The 18,349-nt window shown below is 32.8% G+C and carries 13 protein-coding genes and 1 other RNA gene; 5 read left to right on the top strand and 9 right to left on the bottom strand.

The genetic code is table 11. The features are described 5' to 3' along the window. Positions 1-840: 840 nt before the first annotated feature. A complete protein-coding gene (locus tag H6589_09515) occupies positions 841-1,887 on the bottom strand; it encodes a PorP/SprF family type IX secretion system membrane protein (protein MCB9174833.1) in 1,047 nt (348 codons plus the stop codon). Positions 1,888-1,893: 6 nt separating this feature from the next. After that, the gene (locus H6589_09510; protein MCB9174832.1) at positions 1,894-6,744 is read right to left on the bottom strand and encodes a gliding motility-associated C-terminal domain-containing protein; all 4,851 of its coding nucleotides are present in this window, start codon (positions 6,742-6,744) and stop codon (positions 1,894-1,896) included. Positions 6,745-7,030: 286 nt separating this feature from the next. Between H6589_09510 and H6589_09505 the strand changes: the two genes are divergently transcribed. After that, complete coding sequence (locus H6589_09505) at positions 7,031-8,491, top strand: hypothetical protein (GenBank protein MCB9174831.1); 1,461 nt, start codon at positions 7,031-7,033, stop codon at positions 8,489-8,491. On the opposite strand, the gene H6589_09500 is transcribed toward H6589_09505, so the two are convergent. Further along, a complete protein-coding gene (locus tag H6589_09500; GenBank protein MCB9174830.1) occupies positions 8,488-9,750 on the bottom strand; it encodes an aspartate kinase in 1,263 nt (420 codons plus the stop codon). The genes H6589_09505 and H6589_09500 overlap by 4 nt on opposite strands. A gap of 53 nt (positions 9,751-9,803) precedes the next feature. Beyond that, on the bottom strand, positions 9,804-10,265 hold the full coding sequence (locus H6589_09495; GenBank protein ID MCB9174829.1) for a GNAT family N-acetyltransferase: 462 nt from the start codon (positions 10,263-10,265) through the stop codon (positions 9,804-9,806). 96 nt (positions 10,266-10,361) lie between these two features. Here H6589_09495 and fbp point away from each other — a divergent pair, with 96 nt between their 5' ends. From fbp to H6589_09475, 4 genes are all read left to right on the top strand, one after another. Next, positions 10,362-11,366: a class 1 fructose-bisphosphatase gene (gene fbp / locus H6589_09490; GenBank protein ID MCB9174828.1), complete on the top strand. Its 1,005-nt coding sequence runs from the start codon at positions 10,362-10,364 to the stop codon at positions 11,364-11,366. Positions 11,367-11,370: 4 nt separating this feature from the next. After that, positions 11,371-12,516: a hypothetical protein gene (locus H6589_09485; protein MCB9174827.1), complete on the top strand. Its 1,146-nt coding sequence runs from the start codon at positions 11,371-11,373 to the stop codon at positions 12,514-12,516. Positions 12,517-12,671: 155 nt separating this feature from the next. Continuing rightward, the gene (locus H6589_09480; protein ID MCB9174826.1) at positions 12,672-14,615 is read left to right on the top strand and encodes a hypothetical protein; all 1,944 of its coding nucleotides are present in this window, start codon (positions 12,672-12,674) and stop codon (positions 14,613-14,615) included. Positions 14,616-14,691: 76 nt separating this feature from the next. Beyond that, positions 14,692-14,883 (top strand): hypothetical protein, encoded by a 192-nt coding sequence (locus H6589_09475; protein ID MCB9174825.1) that lies wholly within the window; start codon positions 14,692-14,694, stop codon positions 14,881-14,883. 71 nt (positions 14,884-14,954) lie between these two features. On the opposite strand, the gene H6589_09470 is transcribed toward H6589_09475, so the two are convergent. The 5 genes from H6589_09470 to ffs all read right to left on the bottom strand — a co-directional run bounded on the left by H6589_09470 (position 14,955) and on the right by ffs (position 18,331). Further along, on the bottom strand, positions 14,955-16,331 hold the full coding sequence (locus tag H6589_09470; protein ID MCB9174824.1) for a T9SS type A sorting domain-containing protein: 1,377 nt from the start codon (positions 16,329-16,331) through the stop codon (positions 14,955-14,957). Between the two features lie 71 nt (positions 16,332-16,402). Next, the gene (locus H6589_09465; GenBank protein ID MCB9174823.1) at positions 16,403-17,020 is read right to left on the bottom strand and encodes a threonylcarbamoyl-AMP synthase; all 618 of its coding nucleotides are present in this window, start codon (positions 17,018-17,020) and stop codon (positions 16,403-16,405) included. Positions 17,021-17,089: 69 nt separating this feature from the next. Continuing rightward, complete coding sequence (gene fsa, locus H6589_09460) at positions 17,090-17,746, bottom strand: fructose-6-phosphate aldolase (protein ID MCB9174822.1); 657 nt, start codon at positions 17,744-17,746, stop codon at positions 17,090-17,092. Between the two features lie 81 nt (positions 17,747-17,827). Then, a complete protein-coding gene (locus H6589_09455) occupies positions 17,828-18,208 on the bottom strand; it encodes a hypothetical protein (GenBank protein MCB9174821.1) in 381 nt (126 codons plus the stop codon). Positions 18,209-18,232: 24 nt separating this feature from the next. Then, positions 18,233-18,331: signal recognition particle sRNA small type (gene ffs / locus H6589_09450), an RNA gene on the bottom strand. Between the last annotated feature and the right edge of the window lie 18 nt (positions 18,332-18,349).

The following is an 18,349-nucleotide window of genomic DNA, read 5'->3' as shown; positions in this document are numbered from 1 at the left end:
GTTTGATAAATGATTGTTAACATCATAACTACCAACTGCCACGTAACCATCACTCACCTCAACAACATCAACAAAACTTGCATCATTATAAATTCTATTTGCTGGAATATTTGCTCCCATGTAATATCTAAAAACCTTATGCCAAACATGATTACCTGCTGCATCTAACTTAACAATTAATGGCGACCCTATATATTCCGTTTGTGGATCTCCATTCGCGTCTGTGTAGTTAATTGGATTAAAATCTATCTCTGGACCTGCCCCATCAGGGTCATAACCAGTAACATAACCTACGGCTACATAACCACCATCAGATGCTTTAATAACTCTATTAAACCATGCACTATTTGCTTCATTAATATTGAATTTTTTGGATATCACTACAGCTCCAGCAGCGTCCAATACCATAAAAACAGCAGAATTTGATTCACTACCTCCACAAGCAATATACTGATTCGCACTTTGCACTTTCTTAATATCATTTAATTGAAATCCAATAGAAGCATCTGAATAACGAAATGACCAATTAATTCCTCCTGTATCATTTAATTGTGATACTGTTCCATAAATTGGCAAAAACGATAGATTTGTTCCAGCCATCACATAAGTATTGGCAGTTAATCCCTCAACAATATTACCAGGCAAATCAAAAAGTGCCTGATTATAATTTTTTCTAAAAGCTGTTGTGGTTTGAGCATTTACAAATAATACACTAAGTATAATTGCAATGGTTAAAAGAATTTTCGTCTTCATGGTTGTTAAGTTAATTGAGTGATTTTTATAGACTAACGAGCCTAAATAAACGTTAGATAATTCAAATTTATAGATAAATATTCATTATTAATTAAATCTTGCATTAGATTTTGTTCCTTTTCCGTAGCCAAACGAAGCTACTACATATTTAACGTATATTTCTGGACCCCCACTACCGCCTGTAGCAGCAGACAAATCAGAAACATTCATATCATAAGCAAACCCAATAGCTAAACCAGAAGATTCAAATTCTACGCAAGGTGCAAAAGCATCTCCTACACGATAGTAAGTACCAAATGAAACAGCCATTTCTTTAAATATGCCTGTGTACTTCGATTCTTCAACCAACATATATCGAGCAAGTACACCTCCTGTTATCTCTCTTGCTGGTCCTTGTAAGTAAACTAACAATTTAGGCTTAACAGCCCATCTTGAATTAAACAACCCAATAAATGACTCTGCATGAATTGACCATTTTGAATACAATTTATCCAAATCTCCAAATTCAATCTGACGGCTAGGTCTAGTAACATGATAAAATGCAATTCCAGCCTGCATATTAAAATTATCAAATGAACTCAGCGTCTTAGTACTTTTGCCATAAGCCCATAATGCACCAGCAGAAAAATCAAAATAAGATGAATTCTCGAACTTAAAATTCTCCAAACTTGGAGTGGCTGCATCAAATTTTTGCCCATCAAATTGTGAATCCCAACGTAAATTTCCATCACTTATGCTATTTTGAGCCCATGAGCCAAGAAAACCAACCGAAGCAGAATTTTTATCGTCCAAATATAGCACACTAGATAGCGCTAAATTGATTTTAGTAGTGCCAAATTTAGTTTCTCCAGCAACATCGCTATATGCTCCTAACCCAGCTCCAATATAACCGTTTCTCCATTTACTTTTAAATAAACCTCCATCCATCATCACCGCATAAGTTTTATAAGGATTACCTATGCTGCCCCATTGACTTCTGTAATTTAAAACACCTCTAAAATCGCCATTAAAAACTCCCGCAGTAGCTGGATTAGTAGTAATAGGCATAGCATCATACATAGTAAAATGTACGTCTTGAGCATTTAGGGTTAATGCTGATGTTAAAACAAACAGTGTAATTATTTTCTTCATCATAATATTTTATTTTACTAAAGTAATATCCCCTTTTTGAGTCACTTCTTGACCATCAATAAATGTCGCTTCTAAATAATAAACAAACACCGCTTTATTCATGTCTTTACCTCTAAAAGAACCATCCCAACCAACATCTAAACTAGTTGTTTCAAATACTTTTTCCCCCCATCTATCATAAATAAAAAACTTCAGTTTTTCAACACCTTTTCCTCTTACAAACAAAATATCATTAATTCCATCTCCGTTTGGAGAGAAAATGTTCGGCACAAAAATTACATTTTCAAATAAAACAATGATATTGATATTGTCAGTCGATTTACATCCGTTAGAATCTGTTGTAATTACAGTATAAGTAATGGTTTCTTCTGGAGTTGATATTGGATTCGGACAGGTAATACACGACAAATCAATTGGTGGTGTCCAATAATAAACTCCATTAGAAGACAATCCTGTTGCATTTAAGTTTACTGATTGACCCAACTGAATAGTGGTATCATTACCTACAAAGACTTGCTGTGTTTGAAATACAGTTACATATTTAATTAATGAATCTGACCCAAATGCATTTGATGTTACTAACTTAATTTCATGAGTACCGGAAACATCAAAACAAATGTTTGTTGGATTTTGAGCTGAAGATGTTGGAGGTGTCCCGTTTTGGAACGACCATTGCCAAGACGTTGCTCCAGTACTCAAATCAGTGAAATTAACACAACTTCCAGAGCAAATAGTGCTGTCTGAAACACTAAAATTAGTGATTGGTGTAGTACAACTTGCAACTGTAATATAAGCCGTTTTTGTCTCTGTGTCAACACCATTTGCATCAGTAACTGTTAATACCACTTGGTATGTACCTGCCGTATTATAACAAATATTTGTTGGTGTTTGTGCATTAAATGTAGAAGGTGTAGCTCCAGTAAATGTCCACGACCAAGCTGTTATTCCTCCTGTAGCTGAACTATTACTCAAATCAGTAAAACTAATACAATCTCCTATACAAATATTGGTTTGTGAAGCAGAAAAGTTTGCCACTGGAAGTGGTGCTGTACAACTGTTTATAGTAACATTAAAAGTTTGAGAAGCAGGACAAGGACCTGCAGTAGTGTATGTAACTACAAAAGATCCAGCTCCAGAACCTGTTATATTAATTACCCCAGTGCTTGAATTAATTACACCACTATTATTTATTGTAAATGTCCCTCCAGTTGCTCCAGTAATTGTTGGAGTTGGGTTTGGATCTGTTAAACAAAAACTACCAGACGCGTAAGTAAATGCTGCACTTTGGGCAGCATTTACAACAACAGTCATGGTATCAACACTTCCACAAGAACCTGAAATAGTGTATGTGATTACATGACTACCGGCTCCAGCTGTCGCAGGATTAAATATTCCTGTTGTTCCATTGGTAATCCCTGTTCCTGTCCATGTACCACCCGGGCTAACTGCTGTTAAATTAACACTTGCAGCATTTGAACAGAAAGGACCTACTTGAGTGATTGTTGCATCAGTTGAATTTGTTATAGCAACATTAAATGTTGCTGTATCTGGACATGCCCCTGATGTAGTATAAGTTACCACAAAGTTTCCAATACCTGAAGAGCCGATATTTATTACTCCTGTACTTGAATTAATAACTCCAGTTCCGTTAATTGTAAACACACCTCCTGATGTTATTGGTGCGGAAGGAGTTGGGTTTGGATCACTTAAACAATAACTACCCGATGGATAGGTGAAATTTGCATCATCACCAGCATTTACAACAATAGTCATGGTATCAACACTTCCACAAGAACCTGAAATAGTATATGTGATTACATGGCCACCCACTCCTGCTGTTGCAGGATTAAATGTTCCTGTTGTTCCATTGGTTATCCCTGTTCCTGTCCATGTACCACCCGGGCTAACTGCTGTTAAATTAACACTTGCAGCATTTGAACAATATGGACCTACTTGAGTGATTGTTGCATCCGTTGCATTAGTTATAGTAATATTAAATGTCGCTGTTCCAGGGCATGTACCAGCTGTTGTATAAGTGACAGTATATGATCCAACGCCACTTGAATTTAAATCGATTACTCCTGTTGAAGCATTTATAACTCCACTATTATTAATAGTAAATGTACCTCCACTAACACCAGTAATTGTTGGTGTTGGATTTGGATCACTCAAACAATAACTACCCGATGGATAGGTAAAAGCAGCACTTTGTATTGCATTTACAACAATAGTCATCGTGTCAGTATCTCCACATGTTAAATTATATGTAATTACATGACTACCAGCTCCTGCGGTTGCAGGGTTAAATGTACCTGTAGATGCATTTGTAATACCAGTACCACTCCAAGTACCTCCAGTTTCTGCGGCTGTTAAATTCACACTTGAAGCATTTGAACAGAAAGGACCGGCTTGAGTGATTGTTGCATCGCATGATGCAGAACAAGAAGGCAAACCAGGTATATCTGTTATTTCCAAAACATTACCCAAATTATCAGTAACTTGAATTTGCGTGGCTCCACCTGGAGGTGTTACAATTACTCCTGTAGCAAAATTAACATAGGCAAAAACAGAACACGAAGCAACAGAACACGAAGCAGGTACTATAGGAGGAAGCCCTGGATTCCAAGACCCCCCACAAGTAGTACATGCTGTTTGAGTTGTTGGCGTAACAGTTGTTGATTGCCAATTTGCCCAAGTATATGGCCCTGCACCTCCTGTAACAGACAGATCTCCATTAGCTTCTTCACATACCGTTAGAGCTGCACATGAACTAACAATTACCTCAATTGAATTACTACCACAAGCTAAAGAATAAGCAATAGTATATGTTCCTGGCCCAGCTATTGAAGGGTTGAACACTCCTGTTGATGAATTAAGCCCTGAAGTTGCTGGAGAAGAACTCCAAGTTCCACCTGGTGTGTTTGGTGCAAATGTAACCGAAGGATCAGTTGGACATAAAGGATCTATTTCACAAAAATTAGCATCACAACAAACCAGAGCATATTGTGCGGAAGCAGTCATATTTAATGACTCTATCCTCCCCCCTCGTCCTGTTGAAACACTATTATTCTGAATAGCCCCCACAGCAATCACTTCTCCATTATTATTAACACTTACATCATATACAGTAAATCCACCTGTAGTATTAGCTTGAGATAATATGTTCAAGTTTTGATCAAATTTAACTACTCGATCCATTGAACCTGCATAAACATTTCCAGCATTATCAACAGCTAAACCACTACAATGGACAACCAAATCTCCCAACACTGTACCTGATGATCCTCCTGGCAATGCAACAGTATTAATTAAGACTCCTGTATTAACATTCCATTGTAATACTTGATTTCCTTTATGAGTATAAAAGAAATTATCATTAGCCACAATGGCTTTTAAGCCTCCTCCATTCTGAGATGATGATAAATAATTCTCACACTTATATGCTAGTTTTCCAGTATTACTTACACTAAAAGATGGATCAGTAGAACTACCACAAGCACCAATATCTTGATTAACTGCACCAACCTGTGTATGTGTTAAATATAAATATTTAGCATTTTTTGATGAGGATATTGAACGAACTTCGATAGGAAAATCTCCAATACCTCCAACCGTATTCGAATTTACAACAGCCTCTGACAATACTGAACCAGAATTAATATCAATATCAAAAATAGTAGCATAAGCTGTTAAAGGAGGTAATAACCCTGATAATTTGGTCCCTCCAACAATTAATTTTGTTTTATCACAGTTAAATGTAATGGACCAGTATTCAGGACTAAACGTATTGTTATTTGCATGCCAAACCATACCTCCAATTGTATTTACCCGTTCAATTTCCGCACCTGTTCCTTGTGTAATAAAACTATTCCCCAAATTGTCAGTTGCTAATGTTCCTAACCAATCACCACCATTAGTATCCCAAGGAGTAGCATAAGTCCATTGTAAAACACCTAGCGAATTGTATTTTCTTAACTCCATAGGAATTTCTCCACCAATAACATAAATATTACCTGCTGCATCTGTTTCTACTTCTCTAGTAAAATCACCAGCATTAAACGCTGGAGAAACTACCCATGGATCAATAATTACCTTTTGAGTATTATCATAATTACCCAAGTTAAAAGACAAAATATTATTACTAAAAACGTAGCTTGAAGTGATATTTAAACCTGAATTTTCGTAAAACGAAACTGGTTTATGCTCTATTATTTGACCTTTAGAGGCATTAATTTCTATTTGACTAGATTGATTTAAACTTATCGAAATGTTTTCTCCAGCATGATTTGTATGGGAAGTAATATATTTAAATTTAATTTTTGATGGATCAGCTCCTGGATGTAAAATAACATTATATTTAACTCCAGCCTCAGGATGTATTAAATATTCAATATCAATCTTATCATATAAGTTTTTATACGTTATTTTTTTATAACCTTTTACATTATTTAAATTCGATACTTCGCCTGATTTTGGATTTTTAATTGCAAATGAGTAATAAAAATCTGTAGGATTTTCTGAAATGATTTCAACATTTTCATTTGCTCCAATCCAAAAAACATCAATCAATTCACTTGTATGAACTCTTTTGGGCGATTCAGGGTTATTTTTATCTCTGTTTGGGTTTCGAATTAAACTTTCTATTCTATAGGTTATTCCTTTTTTGGTAAAAAAAGTAAAATAATTTGCTTCTTTAACAACATATTCAGGCTTATTAACTTCTTGCCAGTTCATCCCATCATACTGCCCTTCATTTTTAACAAAAACTCTTTCCGATTCAAACCCCTTCGACAAGCCCTGTTTTTGAGCATGAACAAAAAATGGAGTGAAAATTAAAAATAGACCAATAATTTTTCGCATTTCGTCGTGATTTTAAATGTGTTTATCCAAAAATATAACATAAACACATCATCCCCAACTATATTTTTTTTAAATTTTAGTCTTCTAAATTTAACTTAAATGTTAAAAATCTATTGCTACACTATTAGTTTGTTAATTTTTTAAAATAATCGTTTCTAATTTATTAGTTATGCAACCAAAATGCCCTATTTGTAGTCCTAAATAAAAATATTCAGAAAAATGGAATAACATTAACCATTATGGAATTTAATTAAAAAATATACATTATTAGACTTCTAAATAATTTATGAAAAGCAACAACCTTCATTCATTAATAAAATCGTTAACTAAATCTGAAAAAAGATTTATTACTCTAAACACCCAAATACACAAGGGCGACAAAGTTTATCTAAAACTTCTTGAAGCAATCGACAAACAAGATATTTATGACGAAAAATTAATACTACACCAATTTAAAAATGAAGCTTTTATTAACCAATTTAGCGTTGCAAAAAATTATTTACAATCGTTTATTTTAAAACAACTCCGCCACTTCCATTCTAATTTAAAAGCAAGTATAGAGTGTAAAAATTATTTAATAGAAGTAGAAATATTGTTTTGGAAAGGTCAGTATCGACTTGCAGAAAAACACATAATAAAAACCGAAAAAATCGCAAAAAAATATGAATTTTTTTTAATACTCGAAGACCTTAACAATTGGAGAAGTAGAATTTATACTGCTCAATTAAAATTAGATACTGATTATAAAATAACTTTTGAAGATCAAAGTAAAACAAACATCGAAATGTATCAAAACATTCTCGACTATAAAGAACTTACCAATACCACTCAATTATTAATAAAGAAATCTGAGATAATTCGCGATAGTAAAGAACAACTTGTTTATGATAAATTACTCAAAAACCCACTATTGGTTGATGCCAACAATGCTAAATCTAACCAAGCTAAATATGGGTATTATGTTTTAAATAGCGTAATAAAACGTATGGTTGGTGAGGTTGACGAATCAGAGAAATACCGAAAAGATTTATTAACTTTTTTAGAATCAAAACCTTATTTAATTCAAGAAAACCCAATTCATTACATTGCTGCAATTCACAACATTTTAATGAATTGCTTAGTAGTTAAAGATTATGAGTTATTTGAAAAAACAATTAAAAAACTAAAGAATTATGATTTTAAAATGCCCCACGAAAAGGCATATGTTTTTTCTACTTTATGTTTATTTGAGCTAGGATATTATACCGAACGAAAAGAATACGACAATGCTATTAAATTTGTTGAAACAACACTCAGCAATTATAATGAGTTAAGTGGTCTATTGAACATGGAACACGAATTTTTACTACATTATCATGCAGGACTGGCTCAATATCATAGAGGAGAGTATAACCAAGCATTAAAATGGATAAATAAAGTAATAAATTTAACCTCTAAAGAATTAAGGGTTGATGTTAAAGCTTCAGCTTACATATTAAACATACTTATTCATTACGATTTAGAGAATAACGACATCCTTCCTTATCTTTTGAAATCAACAGTTGCTTTCCTTAAACAAAATAAGATGTTCAGAAAAATTGACCAAGTCTTCCTGTCGACTTTTTCTAATATCCCTTTAAAATCTAACAAAAAAGAAACGATTTTTTATCTGACCCAAAAACTTCAGGAAATGAATAAGGTGAAAGAAAAAAACACGATTATTTCTGACGTAAACTATTTTGAGTGGATTAAAAATAGAATTAGTTAAACAACCATTCTTATCATTTTTCTACTTTTTTGTTCGAGTAATATTTTTTGATTTTGAACAACTGAATCAATGGCTTCTTTGGTATAATGCCTTACAGTAATTAACGAAAGGTTTTCATTGTATCGAACCTTATAATCTTTAGTTAATTCCTGAATAAGCAATGGAGTTTTTTGCACATCAAAATCTACCACAACCGAAAAACTAATGGCTGAATTTTGCATTAAATTAATTTTAACACCCATTTTTGAAAAAATTCCAAAAATTTGACTCAAATTATTTTCAATAATAAACGAATAATCTTTCGATTCAATTGAAATCAAGACTTGATTACGTTTTACAATAAATGAAGGAATTGACGAATCATGTGTTGTATTGTTATCAATAACAGTTCCTTCTTGTTGTGGATTTAAAAACGACTTCACATACAATGGAATATTTTTGTTTTGAAGCGGTTTTATGGTTTTAGGATGAATTACAGTTGCTCCGTAATATGCCAACTCAACAGCCTCGTGGTATGAAATATTACTCAACATTTTAGTTTCAGAAAACAGCTTTGGATCTGCATTTAACATACCTGGAACATCTTTCCAAATGGTAACACTTTCTGCATTTAAACAATAAGCCAATATTCCAGCACTAAAATCAGACCCCTCCCTACCCAAAGTTGTTGTAAAATTTTCTGAACTTGAGCCTATAAATCCTTGCGTTAAAAAAACGGTCTTTACAGATGAACTTGCATTAAGTTCAAATTCTTTTTTTGCCAGTTTTTCTGTTAGCTCCCAATCCACTTTGGCATCACGATGGGTGTTGTCAGTTTGAATAACATTTCTCACATCAATCCACTGTGCAGGAAGCCCTGTTAAATTTAAATAAGCACTTACAATTTTTGTAGATACTATTTCTCCAACTGAAACAATTTGATCGTAAACATAATCGTAACTTCTTAAAGGCTCCTCTTCCAATTCCCATTCTATTTCTACAAATGCATTGTGTATGTCTTCATAAATTTGATGGGTTTTGTCGTTAAAAAGTTCGTCAATAATTTTATAATGAAAATTTTTAACCTCATCTAACCATTTAAAACATTCGCCATCTTTTTTCATGTATGATTCAACAACCTTTTCCAAAGCATTAGTGGTCTTATCCATTGCAGAAATAACCACAACTAAATCATCGTTAAAAAGCTGAATAACTTTACCTACATTTTTTACTGCTTCTGCATTTTTTACAGATGCTCCTCCAAATTTAAAAACCTTCATTATGGCTTTATGTTTACTTGATTAACAATTTTTAAAATCCAAACTTACTCAAACTATACGTTAAGTTCAAATCTCAACTTTCCATTTATCCACTCAGGGTCGAGCTCGGCATTAAATTTTTTATAAAATCGTATTGCGGGTTCATTCCAATCCAATACTTGCCAAACCATTTGCCTAACCTTCATTTTTCTTGCCTCCTTTATGGTTTCTTCAAACAACAATTTTCCAACATTATTACCCCTAAACGCTTCTTTTACGATAATATCTTCCAAAAATAAATTCCTACCAGTCCAGGTAGAATAACGGATATAATAAAACGACATTCCAATAACACCTTCTTCACTTTCAGCTAAAATTATCCAATACAATGGATGCTCACCAAAACCATCCTCTTCCAACTCTTTTAAAGTTATGGTAACCTCTGGTAAGGCTTTTTCAAATTCTGCCAATTCTTTTATTAACCTTAAAACATCAGGCAAATCATTTTTTGTAGCTTTTCTCAAGGAAACTTTCATAAAACAAAAATAATAAAGATAGTTTCAAAGTTTAATTTTGAAACCTCAAAGTTTAAACTTAAAAATTCATTACTTTGTAACCTTAATATATTGATGATTATGAATGTTAAAACATTAAACGAGTTTATTTTAGACAAACAACACGAGTTTCCGTATGCCTCAGGAGATTTAACAAGACTGTTAAACGACATCGGTATAGCCTCAAAAATTATTAACAGAGAAGTTCGAAAAGCTGGACTGGTTAATATTTTAGGTGCTGCAGGTACAGAAAACATTCAAGGCGAAGACCAACAAAAACTAGATGTTTATGCCGACAATCAATTTATCAATGCTTTTAAATATGGCGGACAAGTTTGTGCAATAGCATCAGAAGAAAATGAAGATTTTTTAGCTTTTGAAAATGAACCTTCAAAACATGGGAAATACGTGGTTACTTTCGACCCTTTAGATGGTTCTTCTAACATCGATGTTAATGTTTCGATCGGTACAATTTTTTCCATTTACAGAAGAAAAACCAAAGAAGGTGCCGCACAATTGGAAGATTTTTTACAACCAGGCACAGAACAAATAGCTGCAGGATATGTAGTTTACGGACCATCTACCATGCTGGTTTATACTACTGGCAAAGGAGTTAATGGCTTTACCTTAGACCCATCCATTGGCGTATATTGTTTATCTCATCCTGATATGAAAATGCCCGATGATGGTCGATTATACTCTTTTAATGAAGGCAACTACAACACTTATTCTAAAGGGTTACAAAAATATTGCGACTGGGTTAAAGAAGAAGATAAATCAACTGGAAGACCTTATTCTTGTAGATACATTGCCTCAATGGTTGCCGATGTACATCGTAATTTAATTAAAGGAGGAGTCTTTTGTTATCCGGCAACAGCAGGCTCTCCAAACGGAAAACTCCGGTTACTTTATGAATGTAATCCTATGGCATTTATTGTTGAACAGGCTGGAGGAATAGCCACAACTGGAAACAAAAGAATACTAGAAATTCAACCAACAGAATTACACCAACGTGTACCTGTAATTATGGGTTCGAAAAATATGGTTAACAAAGTTTTAGAATTCACAACACAATTTGGTTAAAAATTTGAAATATTTAATCCTATTTATCTTTTTATCTTTTTCATTTTTTGGCAATAGCCAAGAAGTTGTAGAAGAAAAGATATTAATTGACACCGTAGAGATAACTTACCAAGTAATTTATAGAGAAACTGTTGGTGATTACTTTCAATTAAAACGAGCTGTTTTTGCAAATGACACCAGCATAACTGCCATAGAAAAAAACTTTTCTAACGGACACCAAAACGGATTAACTAGAATTTATTACCCTTCAGGAAAACTAAGAGTTAAAGCAATTTACGGTAACGATAAGTTACAAGGTGAATGGACACACTATGGCGAAGATGGTGTTATTATTACAAAAGGAATATACAATTATGGTTTAAAGAATGGATTTTGGGCTTATAAAAGTGAAAAAACATATGGAAGGTATAATAAAAAAGGGCTTAAACATCGTAAATGGACAAAAAAGGATATCAATAACCAAAAGTACAAAGCATTTTATTGGAATGGAAAGTTAAAAAGTGGTTCTGATATTTTCGATAGAGATTATCAAACACATGCCGACACTCTTTTTGCAACAAATTTAACAAGCACACAAAATGATAGTCTAACGAACAATAACATTACCGATACTGTAACTCCAGTAGAAAACTATTACATCGTTACCCTAAAGCATATCGCTCAAAACTACTACCTCCGAAAAGCAAGTAAAGATTACTTTAGGACAAGCAAAAAAGAGCGTGCTAAATTTATTAATGAGTACGTGAATCTTGAAAAAGACGTTTTTAGGTTTAATGTTGCTCCTTTTATTTCTCCAATTTCTATTAACGAATTTATTACTCAAGATAAATTAAACAAACCTAGTATAGACTCCTTAATAAAAGCCAAAGGAGAACTTATTCAAAACGAATTTAATTCAACTCCAGAAACAGCATCAATAGGGTTTTTGAAATATACAACCGACAACTCCTCAAAAATTGTTGTTTATGTTTCGACAAAAGTTGAAAATTTAATCATTGCAGAATTGATTGAATTTCCTACATCAGTTTCAAAAACGAGCTATACCGAAGCCTCTCAGCGAACTGATGTTAAACGTATGAAAATACTATTTTTACTCAATGATACCGACGAAATTATAGAGGTAGAGTATCAAAAGAATACCAAAAATTAATCTTTTATATCTATTTGTTATTAGCAATAAACATAACAACAGAACTTCCTTGGTGGCTGGCATTTTTTTGCCTGTTACTAGGTGTTGTTTATGCTTATTTACTCTATAGAAAAGATAGCCGATTTGAAGAAGTCAATCCTCTCGTAAAAAGAGTTATGTTCTTTTCAAGAGCTTTATTAGTTTCAATACTTTCATTCTTATTGCTTTCTCCTTTTACAAAAAGCACCTTCAATAAAATTGAAAAACCGATAATTATCTTTGCACAAGATAATTCGAGTTCCATTTTAATGAACAAGGATTCTGTTTTTTACAAAACAACATACCTCCAAAAAATTGAAGAACTAACCAAAAAGTTAGCTGAAAATTTTGATGTTAGAACTTATTCGTTTAGTGAAGAACTAACAGAATTAAAGCACGCCGATTATAATGACAAGTTAACTAATATTTCAACAATTTTTAATGAGGTTGAATCAAAGTTCTACAATCAAAATATTGGTGCATTAATTATTGCAAGTGACGGCATTTACAATAAAGGCGAAAATCCTATCTACGCATCAAAATCATTACCATATTCAGTTTACACCATTACACTTGGTGACACATCTGTTCAGCGCGATTTAATTTTAAAAGATGTTAATCACAATAAAATAACCTTCTTAAACAATCAATTTCCTATAGAAATTTATGCTTTGGCAAATAAATCGAATGGACAAAAAACAACATTAAAAATATTGCATAACGAAACTGTTGTGTTTAATAAAGAATACGCCATTAATTCAAACAATTTCAGCATATCAGAAACTATTATTCTTGACGCAAAACAAGTGGGAACACAACATTATAAAATAGTTTTTTCATCCATTGAAAACGAGGTAAGCATAAAAAATAACAGTAAAGATATTTACATCGATGTTTTAGATGGCCGTCAAAATGTTTTGATTTTAGCAAATGCACCTCATCCCGATATTAAAGCTATTAAAACAAGTATTGAAACAAATGAAAACTACAAAGTTACCTCATTACTTTATTCAGAATTTGATGGTAAATTAACTCCTTACAGTTTAATTATAGCACATCAAACACCTAACAATACCCCTATATTTAATCAGTTAACTTCAAGTAATGTCCCAACTTGGTTTATTATTGGAAACCAAAGTAGCGAACAAGAATTTAATCGTTTAAATTTGGGTATTAACATTAACAATTCTAAAAATAGTTTTAATGATATTTTACCCAAAATAAACACTCAATTTCCGCTTTTTACCATATCAGAAAATACTTTAAAAACCATTCAAAACTTTCCTCCTTTATCTGGTTTTTTTGGTAATTATCAACTAAAAGGAAATGCTTATCAATTAATTAATCAAAAAATTGGCAGCGTTGAAACAGAAAACCCTTTATTGGTATTTAACGAACTCCCCAACAAAAAAAATGCAGTTCTTTTCGGAGAAGGAATTTGGCGATGGAAAATGACCGAATTTTTAACTACTAAAAATAACGATGCCGTTAATGAATTGATTAATAAAACCGTCCAATTTTTAGCTGTAAAAGACGACAAGAGTAAATTCAGAATCATTCTAAACAAAAATTTTAGCGAGAACGAACCTATACTGATAAATGCCGAGCTATATAATGATAGTTATGAGTTAATTAACGACCCAGAGGTTTCATTGTCCATCACAAACCAAGAAAATAAAAAATTGAACTTTGTTTTTAACAAAACAAGCAAGGCTTATGTGTTAGATGCAGGAATATTAGTTCCTGGTTTGTATCAATTTGTTGCAAGTACAAAGCTTGGCGACAAAACAATATCTCAAAAAGGTCAATTTCAGGTAAATCAACTGGTACTCGAAGAACTCAACACAACAGCTGACTATCAATTGATGCAAAACCTCGCAGAAAAACATCAAGGTAAAATGTTTTACCCTTCCAACATGAACGAATTAATTACTTCTGTTGAAAAAAACGAAACCATTTCTTCTGTAATTTATGAAGAACATGATTTGAAAGATTGGATAAACATTAAATGGATATTTATTATCTTAATTGTATTGTTAACTTTAGAATGGTTTTTGCGTAAAAGGAACGGAGCTTATTAATTAAGAAAATATTAGGTCAATATTTTGATATTTTCGAATAATGATTAACTTTATGCTTAAATTAGTATTATAAATTATGAGAAAGTCTATTCATAGCAAAGTATTAGCATTTATATTTTTTATCGCTATCATTCCATTTGGAACAGTAAGTTTACAGTCTTGTTCAAAAAAACCAAAGTACAATACTAGAAATGGCGGACAGAAAGTTCACTCTTCTGGTCATATTGGAAACAGAAAACATAAGAATCAACATGTTTGGGGAAAATAATTCCTGAATATTTACAAATAAAAAAACGCCTCGTTGTTTAACGAGGCGTTTTTTGTTATTATCAAATCAATTTATTGCACTACAAAACGCTCTACCATTTTTTCTCCATCAATTATGAACTCAATAAAATATATTCCCGAGTTATAATTTGAAGTGTTAAATTGTTGATTATAAACTCCCGAAGATAAGTTCCCTAGTTTACTAACAATTAGTTCTTTTCCTGTAACATCAAGTAATCTAATACTTACATCTTTATCCTTTTTTAAATTGAATCTGATATTCAAAACATCCTTAACAGGATTTGGATAAGCAACCAATTTCTCAACACTTAATATTTCATTCATACCAACTGGATAAACGAAGTTTATATCGTCAATTTTCAACTGACTACCTGGATTTCTTCCTGCCCAAATACTCATTATCATAGAATCTGGTGTTACAGGCGGAACAAATCCACTAAATAATGTATAGGTAGTTGTTGTACCATAAAGTTGAGTACCTGCCCATTGAGAAGGCTGTCCGGTTTCTTTAAATTCAACACTAAAGCTTGCTGTATCAGCTCCAGATGGCAAGTACTTATAGTAAAATTCGATACCTATTGGCGAACTTGTGAAAGGCACTCCTCCTTCTAGCTGATTTTGCCCAAAAACTCCATTTGTAATCGCAGACCATGATGTATCTCCTCTTGAAGTTATAAACAAATCCAACTGTAAAGCATATGTTCCAGAATTTGCATCAGTAGTTTTATTTACAGGCATCATGGTCTCTCCAACAAAATATTGATTAGTTGTGTTCCAATTACTTAAATCATCCCAAGTAACAGTCGACCAATTCTCAAAACTACTATTTAAAATATTCTGAGTAACACCTGTAGAAGATTTTAACTGAATATCGTCAAACTGAATCCAAGTACCTGGAATACCATTGAATTCAACTAAAGGATTACCTCCTGCAGCTCCTATCATCAAAGAATCAGCAGCAATTGCTCCAACATAAAATGCAAATCTAGTCCAATTTGCTTGTGATTGCGTTAGAAAATAAGTTCCTCCTCCACTTGGATTCCCCATAAACGTTGTTCCACAAATAAACAACACTGAATCGTTTGGCTGAATATCCGCCTTATAATAACCAATAACACTATCTACATTATTTAACGAAACCGCTTGACCAGGAGTCATATTTTCTGGGTCTCCACTAATAAAATAACCAAAGGCAGTATCTCCACTAGGAGCCAATACTGTTTCTAATTTAACAGAATAAATTCCAGAATTAGCGTCTGTTGATTGAGTAGTTGTTCCTAAAACAGACCCCCCTCCATCGTTAATACTAGTCTGGTAATCATCTAATTGAAGAATACTGTTTTGCGTCCAGTTTTCAAACCCTTCGTATTGAGAGTAAGCTGAACCAACCGTTAAAACGGCAAATAAAGAAAGTAATGTTTTTTTCATAAGTAATTAGTTTTTAAGTTTAAACCAAGTTACTTATTATTAATAAAACAAAAAATGACCTTTGTCATGTACTAAATAACTGACAAAGACCCTATACCCTCTCGTATAACTACAGGATCATTATCGGTACAATCAATGACTGTGGAGGCATGATTATGACCAAAACCTCCGTCAATCACCATATCAATGGTATTTTGATATTTTTCATAAATGAGCTCTGGGTCAGTAATGTATTCTAAAATTTCATCTTCATCGTGTACAGAAGTTGAAAGTAATGGATTGCCTAATTCTTTAACTATGGCACGAGCTATTTTATTATCAGGCACTCTAATACCAATTGTTTTTTTGTTCGATTTAAACAATTTTGGAACACTTGTATTTGCATTTAAGATGAAAGTATAAGGGCCTGGTAAAGCTCTATTTAATAATTTATAAATGGAATTACTAAATTGAACCGTAAAATCAGAAATATGACTTAAATCGTAACAGATTAGCGAAAAATTAATCTTTTCTACTTTTAATCCTTTCAATTGAGCCATTTTTTCAACAGCCTTTCTATTGTTTAAATCGCAGGCCATACTATAAACCGTATCAGTAGGATATATTACAATACCACCTTTGCGTAATACATTTACAACTTGAGCAATTTTTCTTGCATCAGGATTGTCTGGATGAATTTCTAACAGCATATTTTTGGTTATTTGTTACTGGTTTCGAGTTGCTAGTTTACTCCTAACTTCGCTCTTCTAACTTCTTTCTTACTTATTTGCTTTAGCATGATCGGCTAAAAACTGAGCCAATCCACTATCGGTTAATGGGTGTTTTAATAATCCTAAAATTGCACTTAACGGACCAGTCATTACATCTGCAGCTAAATGTGCACACTGCATAATGTGCATGGTATGTCGAACAGATGCTGCTAAAATTTGTGTTTCAAATCCGTAATTATCAAAAATCAACCTGATTTCTGAAATCAAATTCATTCCGTTGGTTGAAATATCATCTAACCTACCAACAAAAGGAGACACATAAGTTGCACCAGCTTTTGCAGCCAACAATGCTTGTCCGCCAGAAAAAATTAAGGTGCAATTTGTTTTTATTCCTTTTGATGAAAAATATTTAATGGCTTTTATTCCTTCTTTAGTCATTGGTATTTTAACTACTATTTGTGGATGAAGAGCCGCCAAATTTTCACCTTCTTTAATCATTCCTTCATAATCTGTGGCAATCACTTCCGCACTAACATCGCCATCAACAATATCACAAATGGTTTTGTAATGAGCCATAATATTGTTATACCCACTGATGCCTTCTTTAGCCATTAACGATGGATTTGTAGTAACACCATCTAATATTCCTAAATCTTGTGCTTCTTTAATTTGTTCAAGGTTAGCTGTATCAATAAAAAATTTCATAACGATTGTATTTTGTTTCATACAAAAATAATCACGCAAGTGAATTTACTAAAAAAAAGATGTTAGGAGATATGAACAGCTTTACTCTGTTACCTGAAAAAATAAAGATGTTTTAATTAAATCAACCGATTGATAGTTTAAAACCAACTGCTCTTTATCAATGCTTACCAGTTTTATCCAGTTTACTTTAAATGTCGATTTTTCTTTATTAGGCGTCAACGTATATTTTCCAGCTTTTTCCGACCAAGTTCCTTCAAAACTTTCACCATTTATCAACCCGGCGAAAGTATGCTCTGTAGTAAATGTCAAAAAATCATTTTGCTGAACATCTGTTAATGGATACTTTGAACCAAACTCCTCAATTTCGGTAAGTTTCCATTTTTTTAATATTGATGGAGTATCTTGAGCAAACAGTGCTGTTGTTAATACTAAAAGGAAAAATAAGGTGCTTAATTGTTTCATAGAATGTAGGATTTAGAACAAAAAAGTGGGCAAGCTACTTACATCGCACCGCTCAACCACCTATCCTTGCTCCGTTCCCAGCCTGGGGAAGTTCAGCAGGAGCTGGTCGTATAAGACTTGCCCACCACAAAATTAGAATTA

It is taken from the genome of Flavobacteriales bacterium (assembly GCA_020635795.1).
Taxonomy (GTDB): Bacteria; Bacteroidota; Bacteroidia; order Flavobacteriales_E; family Vicingaceae; genus Vicingus.
The sequence above is the reverse complement of the archived record's forward strand: the minus strand, read 5'-3'. Positions and strand labels throughout refer to the sequence as shown.

Bases quoted from the DNA above. Each gene is read 5' to 3' on its own strand.
- H6589_09515 (MCB9174833.1), bottom strand. From the start codon at position 1,887: ATGATGAAGAAAATAATTACACTGTTTGTTTTAACATCAGCATTAACC.
- H6589_09510 (MCB9174832.1), bottom strand. From the start codon at position 6,744: ATGCGAAAAATTATTGGTCTATTTTTAATTTTCACTCCATTTTTTGTT.
- H6589_09505 (MCB9174831.1), top strand. From the start codon at position 7,031: ATGAAAAGCAACAACCTTCATTCATTAATAAAATCGTTAACTAAATCT.
- H6589_09500 (MCB9174830.1), bottom strand. From the start codon at position 9,750: ATGAAGGTTTTTAAATTTGGAGGAGCATCTGTAAAAAATGCAGAAGCA.
- H6589_09495 (MCB9174829.1), bottom strand. From the start codon at position 10,265: ATGAAAGTTTCCTTGAGAAAAGCTACAAAAAATGATTTGCCTGATGTT.
- H6589_09480 (MCB9174826.1), top strand. From the start codon at position 12,672: ATGTTCTTTTCAAGAGCTTTATTAGTTTCAATACTTTCATTCTTATTG.
- H6589_09475 (MCB9174825.1), top strand. From the start codon at position 14,692: ATGAGAAAGTCTATTCATAGCAAAGTATTAGCATTTATATTTTTTATC.
- H6589_09470 (MCB9174824.1), bottom strand. From the start codon at position 16,331: ATGAAAAAAACATTACTTTCTTTATTTGCCGTTTTAACGGTTGGTTCA.
- H6589_09465 (MCB9174823.1), bottom strand. From the start codon at position 17,020: ATGCTGTTAGAAATTCATCCAGACAATCCTGATGCAAGAAAAATTGCT.
- fsa (MCB9174822.1), bottom strand. From the start codon at position 17,746: ATGAAATTTTTTATTGATACAGCTAACCTTGAACAAATTAAAGAAGCA.
- H6589_09455 (MCB9174821.1), bottom strand. From the start codon at position 18,208: ATGAAACAATTAAGCACCTTATTTTTCCTTTTAGTATTAACAACAGCA.